General features: G+C 70.2%; 10 protein-coding genes and 2 pseudogenes. 5 read left to right on the top strand and 7 right to left on the bottom strand.

Features of this window, described 5'->3' with window-relative positions:
- Positions 1–19: 19 nt before the first annotated feature.
- From ABT123_RS23830 to ABT123_RS23820, 3 genes are all read right to left on the bottom strand, one after another.
- Positions 20–1,501 carry a DUF4190 domain-containing protein gene (locus ABT123_RS23830; protein WP_351318046.1) on the bottom strand — a complete coding sequence of 494 codons (1,482 nt, stop codon included), beginning with the start codon at positions 1,499–1,501 and terminating at the stop codon, positions 20–22.
- Positions 1,502–1,641: 140 nt separating this feature from the next.
- Positions 1,642–3,288, bottom strand: coding sequence for a multicopper oxidase family protein (locus ABT123_RS23825; protein ID WP_351318044.1), 1,647 nt, complete (start codon positions 3,286–3,288; stop codon positions 1,642–1,644).
- Positions 3,289–3,381: 93 nt separating this feature from the next.
- Positions 3,382–3,864, bottom strand: a complete 483-nt coding sequence (locus ABT123_RS23820; protein WP_351318042.1) for a hypothetical protein — start codon at positions 3,862–3,864, stop codon at positions 3,382–3,384.
- Between the two features lie 72 nt (positions 3,865–3,936).
- Between ABT123_RS23820 and ABT123_RS23815 the strand changes: the two genes are divergently transcribed.
- Positions 3,937–4,623 carry a DUF998 domain-containing protein gene (locus ABT123_RS23815; RefSeq protein ID WP_351318040.1) on the top strand — a complete coding sequence of 229 codons (687 nt, stop codon included), beginning with the start codon at positions 3,937–3,939 and terminating at the stop codon, positions 4,621–4,623.
- Positions 4,620–5,531, top strand: a complete 912-nt coding sequence (locus ABT123_RS23810; RefSeq protein WP_351318038.1) for an alpha/beta fold hydrolase — start codon at positions 4,620–4,622, stop codon at positions 5,529–5,531. Before ABT123_RS23815 ends, ABT123_RS23810 begins: the two co-directional genes overlap by 4 nt.
- A gap of 69 nt (positions 5,532–5,600) precedes the next feature.
- Here the strand turns inward: ABT123_RS23810 and ABT123_RS23805 are convergent, their stop codons facing one another.
- Positions 5,601–6,314 carry a DUF305 domain-containing protein gene (locus ABT123_RS23805; protein ID WP_351318036.1) on the bottom strand — a complete coding sequence of 238 codons (714 nt, stop codon included), beginning with the start codon at positions 6,312–6,314 and terminating at the stop codon, positions 5,601–5,603.
- Positions 6,311–6,982, bottom strand: a complete 672-nt coding sequence (locus tag ABT123_RS23800) for a thioredoxin-like domain-containing protein (protein ID WP_351318034.1) — start codon at positions 6,980–6,982, stop codon at positions 6,311–6,313. Before ABT123_RS23800 ends, ABT123_RS23805 begins: the two co-directional genes overlap by 4 nt.
- A 604-nt stretch (positions 6,983–7,586) precedes the next feature.
- On the opposite strand from ABT123_RS23800, the gene glnA2 reads away from it, so the two are divergent.
- Positions 7,587–8,948: a gamma-glutamylpolyamine synthetase GlnA2 gene (glnA2, locus tag ABT123_RS23795; protein ID WP_150210155.1), complete on the top strand. Its 1,362-nt coding sequence runs from the start codon at positions 7,587–7,589 to the stop codon at positions 8,946–8,948.
- 75 nt (positions 8,949–9,023) lie between these two features.
- Here glnA2 and ABT123_RS36765 read toward each other — a convergent pair.
- Positions 9,024–10,060: pseudogene (locus ABT123_RS36765) on the bottom strand (tyrosine-type recombinase/integrase); the annotation flags it as partial.
- Between ABT123_RS36765 and ABT123_RS23785 the strand changes: the two are divergent.
- Both ABT123_RS23785 and ABT123_RS36760 read left to right on the top strand, forming a co-directional pair.
- Positions 9,984–12,269, top strand: coding sequence for a KAP family P-loop NTPase fold protein (locus ABT123_RS23785; protein ID WP_351318212.1), 2,286 nt, complete (start codon positions 9,984–9,986; stop codon positions 12,267–12,269). The pseudogene ABT123_RS36765 and the gene ABT123_RS23785 sit on opposite strands and share 77 nt — an antisense overlap.
- 325 nt (positions 12,270–12,594) lie before the next feature.
- A pseudogene (locus ABT123_RS36760) lies at positions 12,595–12,687 on the top strand (glutamine synthetase); the annotation flags it as partial.
- A gap of 65 nt (positions 12,688–12,752) precedes the next feature.
- Here ABT123_RS36760 and ABT123_RS23780 read toward each other — a convergent pair.
- Entirely contained in the window at positions 12,753–14,840 is a 2,088-nt protein-coding gene (locus ABT123_RS23780; protein ID WP_351318030.1) for a PIG-L family deacetylase, read from the bottom strand.
- Between the last annotated feature and the right edge of the window lie 652 nt (positions 14,841–15,492).

Genomic DNA, 15,492 nt, shown 5'->3' with positions numbered 1-15,492 from the left:
CGCGCCTGGCCGGGCGGGCTTAGCTGAGGGGGCCGGACCAGATGGCGGCCTTGTACTCCGCGGGGCCCGGGTCGATCTCGAACTGGAGGCTCTTGGAGTCGTCGGGCAGGCCGTAGCCGAACACGCCGGTGGCGGACTGGCCCGGCAGCAGCGAACCGTCGAAGGGCTTGTAGACCTCGGCGTCGTACATCCGGGTCGCCTCCAGGCCCTTGTCGTCGCGGGCGGAGGGCAGGGCGAGCCGCACCTCGATCCGCTTGTCGGAGTTGTTGGTGATGGTGACGGTCACCTTCGCCGCGAACTTGGGGCGGTCGGGCAGGTACCGGTTGGGCTCCGGCTTGTAGCCCTTGGCTTCGTTGACGGTGACCTGCACCCCGTCGTCGTAGCGGAAGGTCTGACCGAAAGCGAGCGGCTTGGTCTGGCCGGGGAGGTCGCTGGGGGAGGGGGAGGCCGTCGGCTCGGGGGTGCCGTAGTCGTAGTCGTACTCGTCGTCGTACGGGTCGTTGATGCTGTGCTCGTATTTGTCGGAACGTTCCTCCAGCTCTTCCGCGATCTGGACGGTGAAGAAGATGCCGCCGGCCGCGGCGGGGAGGGCGAGCACGCCGAGGACGATGCCGGCGATGGCCATGCCCTTCCGCGGCGCGCCGCGGCGGGCCTTGACCACGCCGGCGATGCCGAGGCCGATGGCCACGGGGCCGACGGTGAGGGCGAGGGCGAAGACGAACGGGACCAGGGCCGTCAGGACGCCCAGGATGCCGAGGACCAGGGCGCCGACGGCCAGACCGTTGGTGTCGGTGGGCGGCGGGAAGGCCGGGGCCCCGGGGACCGGGCCGCCCGGGTAGCCGGGGTAGCCGTAACCGGGGGGCGGGCCCCAGGGGTTGCCGGGGCCGCCGGGTGCGGTGGCGCCGGGGCCGCCGGGAACGCCAGGTGCGGCGAAGGCTGCGGCCGGCGGGGCGGTGGGGGAGGGTGCGGCGAAGGGGTTCGGCGGCGCGAAGGCGGCGTGCTCCGCGGGCGGGGCGTCCACCGGCTCGGGCGCCGGGGCCGGAGCCGGGGTGGGGGCGTCGGCCAGGGTCGGCGCGGGCGCGGGCGCGGGCGCGGGGGCCGGGGCCGGGGTCGGGGCGTCGGCCAGGGTCGGCTCGGGCTGGGCGGGCGGTGCCGACTCGGGCGCGGGCGCCGGGGCTTCGGCCGCGGCGGGCTTGTCCAGCGAGAGGGTGGCCGGGGCCGGAGCCGGGGCCGGCTCGGTGGCGGGCGCGGACTCGGGCGCCGGGGCTTCGGCCGGGGCGGGCTTGTCCAGCGAGAGGGTGAGCGGAGTCGGCTCCGGGGCTGACTCGGTGGCGGGGGCCGGGGTTTCGGCCGGGGTCGGCTTGTCCAGCGACAGGGTGGCCGGGGCCGGGGTTTCGGGCTGGTCGGAGGGCGGGGTCGGGCTGGGTATGGAGGTGCCCTCGGGTTCCGTCGGCGGGCCGGCGGGCGGGGTGTCGCTGGGCGGGTTCGAGGGCGTACTCATGCCTGAGGGAAGTCCTTACGTGGCTGAAACCGGGCTGATGGCCACCCAGCTTTTCATGCCGCGGGGCCGCCTGACACCACGTTTGCCGGCGGACCGCCCCGGGGCCCCGGGAGCGGTGCCCCGGAGCCCCGTACGCCCCCTTATGTCCGGCGGTAGCCCAGCACCGTCATCATCCCGGCCTCCGCGTGGTACACGTTGTGGCAATGCACCATCCACAGCCCAGGGTTGTCGGCGTCGAAGTCCACCGTCAGGGCCCCGTTCGGCAGGATCACCGCGGTGTCCTTGCGGGCCCCGCCCGGCCGCCCGCCCAGTGCGAAGGTGTGCCCGTGCAGGTGGAGCGGGTGCCACATGGTCGTCGAGTTGGCGAACACCAGCCGGACCCGTTCGCCCGCCTTCACCTCGTGCCGCCGGTCCGGTGCGTACGGGCGGCCGTCGAAGGCCCAGTCGTACTTCGCCATGCCGCCGGTCAGCTTGATCTTCACCGTCCGGTCCGGCTCGCGCGCCGCCAGCGCCGCCGCCCCGGCCGCCTTCAGCCGGTCCGCGGTCAGCGGTACGCCGTCCAGTTCGGCGGGCCGGGTCGCGGCCGTGGGCGCCGTCCCCGGCCCGGTGCGCAGCAGGGCCAGTGCCGAGGCGTTCTTGCCCTCGGCCAGCGCGGTCAGCGGGAACACCCCGGCCCCGGCCGTCACGAGCACGTCGCAGCGCTCGCCCATGCCCAGCAGCAGTGAGCGGGTCCTGGTGTGTTCCACGGGGTAGCCGTCGGTGTGCGTCACCGTCAGTTCGTGGCCGCCCAGGGCGATCCGGAAGGCGGTGTCCCCGCCCGCGTTGATGATCCGCAGCCGGATCCGGTCGCCGGGCCGGGCCTGGAACGTCGACGGGTCCTCCGCCACCCGTCCGTTGACGAGGTAGTGGGGGTAAGCGACGTCGCCGGCGTCGGGGCCGAGGATGTCGCTGTCGAAGCCCATGCCGATCCGGGACGGGCCGGAGCCGGAGCCGGATCCGGGGCTCGCGGAGGCGCTTGCCGGGCCGTGCCCGCTGCCGTGCTGCCCTCCGTGTCCGCCGCCGCTCGTGGCCATGCCCATGCCCTTGCGGAGCTCGGCCAGGACCGCGTCCGGGGTGGAGCCGTCGACCCCGTCGAGCCAGTCGTCGAGGACGACCACCCACTCCTTGTCGTACGAGAGGGGCTCCTTCGGGTCCTCCACGATCAGCGGGGCGTACAGCCCGCGGTCCTGCTGGACCCCCGAGTGCGGGTGGAACCAGTACGTGCCCGGGTGGGGGACCGCGAACCGATAGGTGAAGGACCCGCCGGCCGGGATGTCCCGCTGGGTCAGGCCGGGCACCCCGTCCATGTCGTTGCGCAGGGCGAGGCCGTGCCAGTGCAGGGAGGTGGCCTCGGGCAGGTGGTTGGCGAGGGTGAGCGCGAGGGTTCCGCCGGCGGTGACCCGTACCTCGCGGCCGGGGAGCGCGTCCCCGTACGCCCAGGACCGGACGGTCCGGCCGCCGCCGAGGTCCAGCGGGGTGGCGGTGGCGGTCAGGCGGACCTCGCGGACCGGCCCGGTGGCCTTGCGGGCCCGTTCGGCGGCCTGTACCTCGGGTCCGGCCGGGTCGACGAAGCCGCCGGGGGCAGCGGCCCCGGCGCCGCCGTGGTTCATGCCCTCGTGGCCGGTGCTGCTGCCGGCCCCGTCACCGGTGGAACAGGCGGTGAGCAGTCCGGATCCGGCGACGGCGAGCCCGGCGCCGAGCACGGTGCGACGGGTGGGGGACGGGTGTCGGGTGGGAAGAGAGCGCATGGTGCACCTCGTGGTGTGGTGAGGCGAGCAGGTGGGCACGTCTGCTGCCGGCCACCCCGTGGTCCGGGGGCGCGACGGCAGCCGGGCCCGCGCCTATACGCGCAGCACCGCCAGCCGGGCGAGGAGCTCACGGCCGGCCGGCGGATCCGGCCCGCCCCCGGTCCGTACGGCCGGCCCGCACCCGGCCGCGCGCGCGGCCGGGTTGCGGACGCCGAAGGTCCGCCCGAGCAGGAACAGGGTCAGCCCGGCCAGCACGGCCAGGCAGACGGCCATCGGGTCCATCCCGGTCCCGGGGACCGGCGCCTCGGCACGCAACCCGGCTGCGGGCCCGGCCCCGGGCTCCACCAGGGGGAGGGGCTCCGGCTCGGTCATCGGGTGGTCCGGCTGGTGCCGGTCGTGGGACGGCGGGGCAACGAAATGGGCCCCGGAGCCGTCCTTCCCCATGGAAGACGCGTGTGACTCGTCCGGATGCCCCAGCGTGTGCATGGTCACGATGCCCAGCAGAACGGCCGCGAGCAGCAGCATCCGGGGCCACCGGGCGGCTCGCGGGACCGTGCGCAGGGCAGGGCGCGTCATGAGCCGAACCCTACCCCGGGTGGGTATCCGATCGTCGTATTGGACCACGCCCTGCTTAGGATGAGTCACATTATGTCCACCAAAGGTACGCGGTTGATCGCCGCCTTCCTCGGCCTGAGCGCTGCGGCGTACACCGCCTGGGTGCTCGAAGTCGTCCTCTCCACCGGGCTGAACCCCATCGAGACGTACGTCAGCGAGCTCGCCGCGCAGGACCAGCCGCTCGGCGGCCTGTTCCGGGCCACCGACTTCACCGCCGGCGTGCTCGCGTTCACCGGCGGCCTGCTCGCCCTGATCCGGCTCGCGCCGCACCCCGAAGCGCGCCGGGCCTGGACCGTGATCGGCTGGCACGGGGTCGCCCTGTTCGGCGCCGCCACCGCCGCCGACGCCTGGCTTCCGCTCAGCTGCAAACCCACCGTCGACCCCGCGTGCGCCTCCCGGGAGACCGCCGGACTGGTCCCCGCCACCCACCAGGCCCATGCCATCAGCAGCAGCCTCGCCATGTGCGGGGCCCTGGTCGCCATCGTGGCGCTCACCGTCGCCGCCCGCCGCTACGGGTGCTTCGCCCCGCTCGCCCGGTACGGACCGGTCCTGGTCATCCTCGAGCTTGCCGCCACCGTCTGGACGCTCAGCGCGATCGCCCTGTTCACCGCGGGGCACGGCACCTGGGCGCTCGGCATCGGCCAGCGCCTCCAGGTGCTGCTGGTGGCCGTCTGGCTGGGCGTGCTCGCGTACTCCGTCTGGACGGAACGCCGCACATGAGCGCGGGCCGCCCCGGCTTCGAGGGCTCGGCGGGCTCGGCGCGCTTCGAGGCGTTCGAGGGGTTCGTGCGGGCCGGCAGCGACCGGGTCCCGCTGCACGTCCGCGTCGAGGGCAGCGGCCCGGTCTGCGTCCTCAGCACCGGCCTCGCCATGAGCTGGTTCGACTGGGACCCGGTCGTCCCGCCGCTCCTCGCCGCGCACCGCACGGTGGTCCGCTTCGACCGCCCCGGCCACGGGCTCAGCGCCGCCCCGGCCGCGCCGCCCACCGTCGCCGGGGAGGCACACCGGATCGCCGCCCTGCTCGACGCGCTCGGCCTGCCCGGACCCGTCACCCTCGCCGGGCACTCCCTCGCCGGATTCCACGCCGAGGCCTTCGCCCGGCTGTACCCGGACCGCACGGCCGCCCTGATCCTGCTCGACAGCAGCGTCGAGGAGACCGCCCCGGCCCCCGCCCCCGGCACCGCCGCCCTGCGCACCGCCGCCGCCCGCGCCCTCGGGCGGGCCGTCACCGCAGCCGGGCTGCCCGCCGCGCTCGGCCCGCTGCTGCGCCGCACCGCCGTGCGCGTCGGCCGCACCGGCGGCCCCGACCCCGCCCCGCGGGAACTCGTACGCCGCTGCTACCGCACCGGCCGGGTCTGGCAGGGCGCCCTCCTGGAGAACGCCCGCTACCCGGACATGGCCGCCGAGCTCCTGGCCCTGCGCGCCACCCGCCCGCTGACCGCCCCGGCCACCGTCCTCGCCGCCCACGACGGCTCCGGCCGCCCGGCCGCCCTCCGCTGGCTCACCCGCCAGGCCGGGCTGGCCGACGCCCTGTCCGCCCGCTTCCAGGTCGCCGAACCGTCCGGCCACCTGGTCATGCTGGACCGCCCGCAGGAGGTCGCGGCGGCGGTACTGGCGGCCGGCGAGTAAGCCGGCCCGTACGACCGGAAGCGGCCGTACGGGTAAACCCGTACGGCCGCTTTTAATTGTGTCTGCCGGTCAGCTGCGCGGGGCGGCCCCGCGCTGCTTCAGAAGGTCGGCCATCAGCAGCAGCTCCGACTGCTGGGCGTCCGCCATCCCCTGGGCCAGCTGCCGCTCGACCGGGACCTCGCACAGCTTCGCGCAGCCCTCGGCCATGGCGACCCCGCCCTTGTGATGGTCGGTCATCAGCTGCAGGAAGAGGACCTCCGCCGCCCGGCCCTCCAGGGTGCCGAGCTCCGCCAGCTCCGCCTTCGTCGCCATGCCCGGCATCAGCGCGCCCGGCTTGGTGGTGACCCCGCCCATGGCATGCCCGCCGTGCTCGCCCTTACCGCTGTGCTCGCCGTGGCCGCCGTGGCCGCTCCCGCCTCCGGAGCCCTCCTCGGCCATCCAGGCCATCGGCTCCTGCCCCGGAGCCACCTTCGGCAGCCCCCACATGTCCAGCCAGCCCAGCATCATGCCCCGCTGGTTGGCCTGGGTGTTGGCGATGTCGTAGGCGAGGTTCCGGATCCCCTCGTCCTTCGTACGGTCGCGCACGATGAAGGACATCTCCACCGCCTGCTGGTGGTGCACCGACATGTCCCGGGCGAAACCGGCGTCCGCCGAGGTGGCCTCGGGACGGCTGTCCCCGGAGTCCGAGGATCCGCTCGCGGTGGCCACCGTGGCCGCCGCCGCGAGCAGCAGCGCGAGGACGACGGCGCCGAGCGCCGCTGCGTACGTACGGGTGCGGGTCACTGTGCGGCCAGCCCCTGCGTGCAGGCAGCACCCGGCTCCGGGGTCTGCGGGCCCTGCACGTACTTGCCGAAGAACTGGTCCACCCGCGGGTCACCCGCACCGTCCACGGTGACCTGCTTGCCCCACGCGCTCAGCATGATCGCGCCGGACTGCTCCTTCACCGGGCTCATCAGCGTGTACGGGGTCTTCTTCACCTTCTCGGCGAGCTTGTCGACCTCGGCCTTGGGCGCCTTGTCGCTGTACGTCACCCAGACCGCGCCGTGCTCCAGCGAGTGCACCGCGTTCACCTCGGGGACCGGGGCGGTGTAGACGTCCCCGTCGCAGTTCATCCACCGCTGGTGGTGGTCGCCGCCCACCGGCGGGGTCATCTCGTACTTCACCGGAGTGTCGACGTGGTTGCGGCCGAGCTTCTTCGCGTCCCAGACCTGCTCGCCGGAGACCGGAGCCTTGATCGCCTCGTCGCGCTTGCGGTCCTTCTCGTTCTGGTCGTTGATCACATACGCGCCGAAGCCGGCCAGGGCGACGATCACGACCGTCGAGGCGGTGATCGCGAGGATCTTGTTGCGGCGGTCGCGGGCCTGCTCGGCCCGGCGCATCTCGGCTATGCGGGCCTGGCGGGAGTTCTCGGGACCGGGGTTCTTGCCGTTGCGGCCGGTCTTGGTAGCCATCTCGGTATGCCTGTCCTTCTGCTGAGGGGGGTGAGGTGATGCGTCGTGGTCATCGATGAACCGGACCGGTCAGGTCCGCAGCACTCGAAGGACATGGAGATCGGGCGCCCGGGCCGCGGGCTGCGGAGGCCGCACCGCCCCGGCTGAACCCGCCACGCGCGCGGCGGGCGGTTCGGCCCGCGGCGCGGTCACGGCGGGTGGCGGGGCGGGCAACACACCCGGGGTCACATGGGAGAGGGGGGAACAGCGGGGCTGGTCGTGCGGGCACGCGTACTCCGGATGGCCGACCGCCACCGCGGAACCCGCCGGGTGCACCCGGAGCGGACCCTCGCCCCCGCCGGCCCGCGCACACAGGTACAGCGCGGCCACCAGCGTGCCGAAGGCACACAGCAGTGCCGCTCGGCGCACTCTGCGCCCGCGCTGCGTGTGCTGCCGGCCCCCCATGGGCGCAGATGGTAATGCTCATGCCGGGCAAGAGGTCAGTGCGGGGTGCCACCGGACTTCCGGGGTGCGTAATCTGGCGGAAACCACAGCCCGCGATACTGGGCCCGGCGGGCCCCGGCGCAACTGGTGCACAGGCCGTCTGAACTGCGAGGATGAAGGCATGGACAAGCAGCAGGAATTCGTCCTCCGGACGCTCGAGGAGCGCGACATCCGCTTCGTGCGCCTGTGGTTCACCGACGTACTCGGCTTCCTCAAATCGGTCGCGGTCGCCCCCGCCGAACTCGAGCAGGCCTTTGACGAGGGCATCGGCTTCGACGGCTCGGCGATCGAGGGCTTCGCGCGGGTCTACGAGTCCGACATGATCGCCAAGCCGGACCCGGGGACCTTCCAGATACTGCCGTGGCGCGCCGAGGCCCCCGGCACCGCCCGCATGTTCTGCGACATCCTGATGCCGGACGGCTCCCCCTCCTTCGCCGACCCGCGCTTCGTCCTCAAGCGCATCCTGGCCAAGACCTCCGACCTGGGCTTCACCTTCTACACCCACCCGGAGATCGAGTTCTTCCTGCTGAAGGACAAGCCGCTGGACGGCTCCCGTCCGGTCCCCGCCGACAACTCCGGCTACTTCGACCACACCCCGCAGAACGTGGGCATGGACTTCCGCCGCCAGGCGATCACCATGCTCGAATCCATGGGCATCTCGGTCGAGTTCAGCCACCACGAGGGCGCACCGGGCCAGCAGGAGATCGACCTCCGCTACGCCGACGCGCTGTCCACGGCCGACAACATCATGACCTTCCGCCTGGTCATGAAGCAGGTGGCCCTCGAACAGGGCGTCCAGGCCACCTTCATGCCGAAGCCGTTCTCGGAATACCCCGGCTCGGGCATGCACACCCACCTCTCCCTCTTCGAGGGCGACCGCAACGCGTTCTACGAATCGGGCGCCGAGTACCAGCTCTCCAAGGTCGGCCGCTCCTTCATCGCGGGCCTGCTCCGCCATGCGGCGGAGACGGCGGCGGTCACCAACCAGTGGGTGAACTCCTACAAGCGCATCTGGGGCGGCTCCTCCCGCAGCGCCGGCGCGGGCGGCGAGGCCCCCTCGTACATCTGCTGGGGCCACAACAACCGCTCCGCCCTGATCCGCGTCCCGATGTACAAGCCGGGCAAGACGGGCTCCTCCCGCGTGGAGGTCCGCTCGATCGACTCGGGCGCCAACCCCTACCTCACCTACGCGGTGCTCCTGGCCGCGGGCCTGAAGGGCATCGAGGAGGGCTACGAACTCCCGGCCGGCGCCGACGACGACGTCTGGGCGCTCTCCGACGCGGAACGCCGCGCGATGGGCATCGAGCCCCTCCCGCAGAACCTGGGCGAGGCCATCTCCCTGATGGAACGCAGCGAACTGGTCGCCGAAACCCTCGGCGAGCACGTCTTCGACTTCTTCCTCCGCAACAAGAAGCAGGAGTGGGAGGAATACCGCTCGGAGGTCACAGCCTTCGAACTCCGCAAGAACCTCCCGGTCCTGTAAGGGCAGGTCAGAGCCCCATCGGGGCATGCACGACACTCTGGGCCGACGGTCACTGACCGCCGGCCCAGGGCCGTCTCACCGGCCCTGGGCCGTCTGTGGGCCGTCCGACGGGGAACCCGAGGCCTTGTTAGACCCAGTCCACGGCCTTCCGGGTCCGTCCCTCGCTGCTCGGCATGAGATGCGTGTAGGTCCGGAGCGTGAAGCCGGGGTCACCGTGCCCCAGGTACGTGCTGAGCGCCTTGACGTTCTCGCTGGCGTCCAGGAGCACCGACGTGTAGAAGTGCGCGTGCATCCCGTGCTCCCGAGCGGCCTTGTGACGCTCGCCGGACTTCGGTTCCTCCAGCACCCCAGCAGCGACGAGGGCGGGCTTTCACACGCGGGTGTTGAAGTCGGTCCGTTGCACGGCCCCGCCGCCGACGAGCAAGAACAGGAGCCGCTTCGTGACGAGCGGCCCGTCCGGCCGGAGCCAGGGGAGTGTGACGTCCACGGGCGGGAACTCCTCGCTGCTTGAACACATGGGCCACGCTGTCCGGAAGCGGTACGTCCCGCTCCTTGCCGCGCTTGGGCGGTGAGAACACGAGGTGTCCGTTGACCACCTTCACCTGGCAGTCCACGTGGACCCACCCTGTCTCGCCGTTCACCGCGCCCACGGTGAGCCCGAAGATCTCGCCCTGCCTCAGCCCGCAGCCGCCGCCGACATCGGCCATCGTTTGGTACCGCGCGGGGAGCGCGGACCGCACGGTGAAGACGCGCTCCGCGGTCCACGGACGTACACGGGGCGTCGCGGCCAGGGGAGCGCGGACCGAGGTCGCGCGGCGCGGGTTCTTGAGCAGGTGCCCGTCTTCCACGGCCGCGGTCAGCACGGCCGACACGGTGTTGAAGATGGCGCGCCGGTAGGAGGACTTGGGGAGCAGGTTCTCCAGCACGCCGAGCCACTCCCGAATGTGCTCGGGCTTGAACGAGCCCAGGGGCCGGGTGCCGATGTGCGGGAACGCGTGGAGCCGGAGCTGCACCTCCACGGTGGTGCGGGTGGTCATGTCGGTGGTCTGCGCTGCGATCCACTTCTCGCCGTACTGGCGGAAGGTGGTCCGGCCGACGGCCGGGTCGACGTGGGACAAGTACCTCGACTTCTACCACATGGCGCGAAGCCCACCTCTAGGATCCTTCTATCGCGCTACGGAAGCTGGTGAGGTCATGACTGATTCGCACGAATCCCCCCACAGACAAGATGCGTTGTTCGCCGGCGACGACCCGATTCTTGATTCAGGGAGCGATCTTCTAAATCGCCAACGCTTGGCTCGCGCGCTGGCCGAAGAAGTGCAGGGGATGAACGCGACGCGCGGTGCAGTTGTTGCAATCACCGGAAAATGGGGTTCAGGGAAAACTTCACTCTTGAATCTCGCTGCTAACATTTTGCAAGATACTGAGCACGTGCGGGTGGTCGATTTCAACCCGTGGTTCTTTTCAGGTACCGACCATCTAATTCGCTTCTTCTTTGATGAGATGGCGCGGCAGCTGAGTAGCGAGAGAGGCCGAAAGAAGCGACTTCAGGATTCCATCGCAGGAGTCGCAGAGCGGTTCAGTAAGTACTCGGCCTCACTGTCACCGCTAAAGTTCATTCCCGGCGTTGGGGCGGTAATTGACTCCGCAGAGAAAACTGCGGAGGGTGTCAATCAAGCACTCAGTTCCAGCATCCACGAGCAGCGCATCGAGATAGCTGCAGCTCTGGAAGGGATGAATGGCAGGATTGTCGTACTGATCGATGATATTGATCGCTTGACGCGTCAGGAAATCAGAGACCTGTTTCGACTGGTTCGCCTGAACGGATCATTCCCAAATGTGGTCTATCTCCTCTGCTTTGACAGGAGTGTCGTCGAAAGAGCCCTAGGAGAGGATGGGCTGGATGGCGCAGCCTATCTCGAGAAGATCGTGAAAACTTCCGTCGAAGTTCCGCCCGCTGCCGATGAGGCGCTGGCATCTATTCTTCAGCAGGGTATGCTTGGAGCGCTTCAGGGTGTCGCGACCGGCCCGGCCGACGAGGATCGCTTGCCAGACGTATTTTGGCAGGTAGTGCGCCCTCTGTTCGGAACCGTCCGGGACATCAAACGGTTTCTATCATCACTCACTCTGGCAGCGCGTTCCGTAGGCGAGGAAGTGTCTCTGCCTGACCTGATGGCGCTGGAGGCGATCCGTGTTCTACGGCCAGCTGCGCATGACCTAATCGCCGAAAATCTTGGGGCGCTTACCACGACGCACGGATGGCAGTCAGCAAACCGGAATCAATCTGCCGTCTCGGCAGGCGCAGAAGTAGTAACGGCGCTTATAGAAAAACTGCCAAGCGGTGTAGGGCGAGCCCTCGTAACGTATGTCTTCCCTGCAGCTCAATGCCATACGGAGAATCTGTGGCACGGGACGGACTACCTTGCCACTTGGCGGCGCGACCGTCGAGTAGCCCACCCGGAAGTTCTGCGATACTACCTGCACAGAGAGCTGCCGAGTGGAACCGCGCTCGGAAGTCAAGTCGATGCAATTCTCGAGGCCTCGAACGATACGGCCACACTTCGACATGCCCTGCTTGCGATTCCGGACGTTCAATTCGAAGATGCTCTGGACCGATTCCTCGCATATGTCGATCTAGTCGAGGTCGAAGGCATTGGTGGCGCCGTCACAGTCTTTCTGGAGATGTTTCCTCGCGTAACAGAAGACCGCCCTGGAATGTTCGACTTCGGGGGCGATCTCTTGATCCTGCGACCAGTAATCAGGCTCATGAGGCGCGTGGATGCGGGTGACGTCGACCAGGTGGCTCGGTCGGTGTTTGACGCAACCCAAAGCCCTCATGCCCGCCTGAGATTCATCTCCCTTATCGGGCATCGGGATAACGGAGCAGAGGCTCCCCTAATTTCGTCTGAGCTTGAAGCTGAACTTCGATCAAACCTCGGCCGACAGTTGACGTCCTCGTCTCCAGAGTCACTGGTCGGAGAGAAGGAGCTGCTACGCACTGTAGTTCAAGCTATCGACTGCGATCCGACTTCCGGAAATCTCGCTTTCCAGGCAGCGGGCGCGCCGACGGTAGTGGCTCAACTCTTGGAGACAGCTCTTTCCACGTCGAAAAGTAATTCACTGGGAAGCGTGGTGGTGCGGCACGAGGACAGGCTTGCCTGGGATGCGCTGGTATCCGTGTATGGCGGGGAGGAGCGCTTCCATGCCGCTGTCGGAGAAATGAAGAATTCAATAGCGGAGAGTGATCGAAGTCCTCGCCTTACCCGCGCGCTTGTCGCATACGAGCGATATGCAGGCGGCTGGCGCCCCAGGACGTTTTAGCTGAATCCGCCGTTTCTGGGGTGCTGATGCCTCTGCCGGCGTGCTCAGGGCTCCGTAAGGCTGCCATCCACGCGGCCCATTCGTGGGCGGATAAGGCGAATCGGCAGCGATCTTATCCCCTGACTTGCCGAAACATCTGAGAAGCACGGGCCCCTCCGGAGCCGTGTGCTGAAGCCGTCTGAGGCCGCAGTCGTGACACGGCTGGGGCCGTCTCTGAGCCGTCGGAGGGTGGCCAGGGGTCACCGGCGATGACCAATGACGGCCTCTCAGATGCGGGTTGAGATGGGGTCGGTAGCAGATCCGCTTGGCAGGCTGAGGCGGACATGACTTCCTCCGCAACAACAAGAAGCAGGAGTGGGAGGAATACCGCTCGGAGGTCACCGCCTTCGAACTCCGCAAAAACCTTCCGGTGCTGTAGCCGCAGGACGGCAGAAGGCCGGGGCGCCCAGTGGGTGTCCCGGCCTTCTTTTTGCTGTTCCGCTGTCAGTCGGTGGCGCGGTACCAGGCTGCCAGGGGTGGGGTCGAGGTGGTGGAGGTCGGGGTGGGCTGGGTGGGGGACGTGGTGGTGTGGAGGCGGGCGTCGAGGCCCAGGACCGCCGTGGTGGTGGGGCCGGCGGACTCCAGGACGCCGGCCGGGGCGCCCGCGTAGAGCATCTGGGACTGGGACCAGGCCGCCGGGCTGTCGAGGCCCGTGGTGGCGATGGTGCCCTTGTCCGAGCGGCCCGAGAGGAGGCGGCCCGCGGCGCTCACCGCGCCGTAGCCGGCCCGGCCGCCGGATTCGGTGACGGCGGAGACCTGGGGCTTGCCGGGGCCGGCCGTGACCAGGGCCGAGCGGACCATGCCCGAGTCCGGGCGGCGGAAGTACAGGCGGATGCCCTGGCCCTCGGGGGCCGCGGACAGCGGCACCGTGGTCGCCGGCAGGCCGGTGGCGAAGGGGCCCTGGAGCGGGGCGCCCGGGGTGGCGCGGGTCCAGGCCAGGACGGTACGGCCGGTGGAGGCGAAGACATGGGTGCGGCCGGCGGCGTCGGTCGAGGTCACCGGGTCGCTCTGCAGGTCCCCGCCGCCCAGCTGCTGCCAGGGCCCGAAGCCGCCGGCCGGGAGCTGGGTGCGGGCGCGCAGGCTGCGCTTGGCGTCGCGGACGTAGACGGTGAGGAGGCCGTTCCGGTCCACCGCGACCGCGGGTCCGCTGATCGCCGAGGTGCCGTCGGAGTCGGCGGCCTCCGGGGTGCCGGCCGACTGCCATGCGCCGAAGGGGCCGTTGGGGGCGGACTGGACGGCGTACACGACCTCGCGCCGGTAGTCCTGTGCGCGGCTGCCCAGGGTGGTGCGGGTGCCGAAGACGGCGATCCGGCCGTCGGGCAGCCGGGCGGCGGAGGCGCCCGGGTCCATGCCGGTGCCGGGGAGCAGGACCGGTCCGGTCCAGGAGGCCTTCGGGCCGGTGCCGGTACGGGTCCAGTGGGCCATGTGCCCGTCCAGGGCGGCGAAGGCCCAGAGCCGGCCGCCGGTTCCCTCGACCAGCCAGGAGGTGTTGTCGGCGCGGGTGTAGCGGATGCTGTGGGCCCAGATGTGGCCGGACGGGAGGTTGCCGACCTTGCGGTCGCCGCAGCCGGCGGGGCTGCCGCAGTGGTTCTGCCGGTCGGCCCAGCCGTACGTCCGGAGGTAGCCGACCTTGGCCTGGACGGTGACCGCGTCGAGGCTGCGGGGCAGGACGCCGTTGTGGTAGCCGAGGTAGTTCTGCACCGTGAAGTGCGGGCGGTTCTTGACCTGCGCGTAGCGCTCGGCGGCGGCCTGCGTGAAGCGGGCGCCGAACATGTGGTCCTGGTGGTCGTCCGGGGTGCCGCTCTTCGGGTGCTTGCCCGGGGTCGGGTCCTGCATCCGTATCGTCGTCGGCTTGTACCGCTCGATCACGCCCGCGATCGTGGCGATGACCTGGTCCTTGGTGTACGTGAAGGGCTGCTTGACCGGGCTGCCGGCGCTGAGCTGGGACTCCAGGCCGGGTATCTTGCCCTCCCACAGGCCGCGCAGGCTGTGGGGGCGGTGGGCGCCTATGTGACCGGCCTCACGCAGCTCCAGCCAGACCAGGTTCACCTGGGGCTTGGCCACCAGGGTGTCGACCTCGGCCTGGCCGCCGCCGGCGGTGGGTATCGCGATGCGCTGCCAGGGGCTGGTGCGGTCGCCGGTGGCCATCTGGGCGTAGGCGGCGCGTATGCCGTTCTGGCGGGCCTCGGCGTAGCCCGGCTTGTCGGCCGGCGGCTTGGGGCCCTTGCCTGCCGCGTTGATGCCGTCGGACTCGCCGGAGGTGAGGTAGGTGGTGGTGAGCTTCGTCCCGGAGACCAGGGTGCGGCTGAGGTCCGGGTTCATGAAGAACAGGTCGTCGTCGGGGTGGGCGACGATCTGGAGGACCGAACCACCGTTGGTCGCGGCGGGGCGGACTGCTGCCTTCCGGTCACTGGGTTCAAACCCGGCGTCCGCGCCGGTCTCCTGGCCGTAGGCAACGGCAAGGACGCCGGTGGCGCCGGCGGTGATCACGGTGAGCAGGGCCGCGAGGCGGATGCGCAGGGCAGGAAGCATCAGTCACCCCTGAATGGTCGGTCCGGTGCGGAAACTCCGCCGAGCAGTCAGATAGAGGTCAATACGGGGAACTTGGTTCACCGCGTTTGCCGATGACTCCACTGATTCCGGTTACGACCGGTTCCGATTGTGCCCTGTGCATTTGTGAAAGGAAAAATCGCCCAGGATCCGGACGTTGAGAGTCCGTCAGTATGTCCAGGGTCGGGATAGATGATTGTGGCTTGATGGTATTAGTGCTGGATTGTCCGGTTTCTTGGGTTGGGTGTGGGGGTGCGTGGACTGCCGTGGCGTGGGGTTCCCGTCCTGTCGTCCGGTGTGGAGCTTCGGCGTGCAGCCAGGGTGACCAGGTCTTTTGTGGCCCGCAGGGCTGACGGGGTGTCGGTTGCCGGTGGTGGCGAAGGGATCCTGTGGCGGCCGACACTGCCGCGTTCGGTCGCGTCCGGCGCGTACGGGTCGGGCGCCGTGGCCGGGCGGTCCGCCCTGACTCTGTGACCTTGGACACTTCCCAGGTGGAGGCGGTCCCGCACACCCCACTCATGTGATGCCGGTCACCGCATGCGGCGATGTGACGCACCGTGAGGCGCAACACATGCCGGGCCGGAGGGTACGGATAGGCTCGGCCGGGGCAGGGCACTGGCGTGGACGGACGCGG

The sequence above is a fragment of the Streptomyces sp. NPDC002054 genome, from assembly GCF_040296685.1.
In the GTDB taxonomy this organism is placed as follows: Bacteria; Actinomycetota; Actinomycetes; order Streptomycetales; family Streptomycetaceae; genus Streptomyces.
The sequence above is the reverse complement of the archived record's forward strand: the minus strand, read 5'-3'. Positions and strand labels throughout refer to the sequence as shown.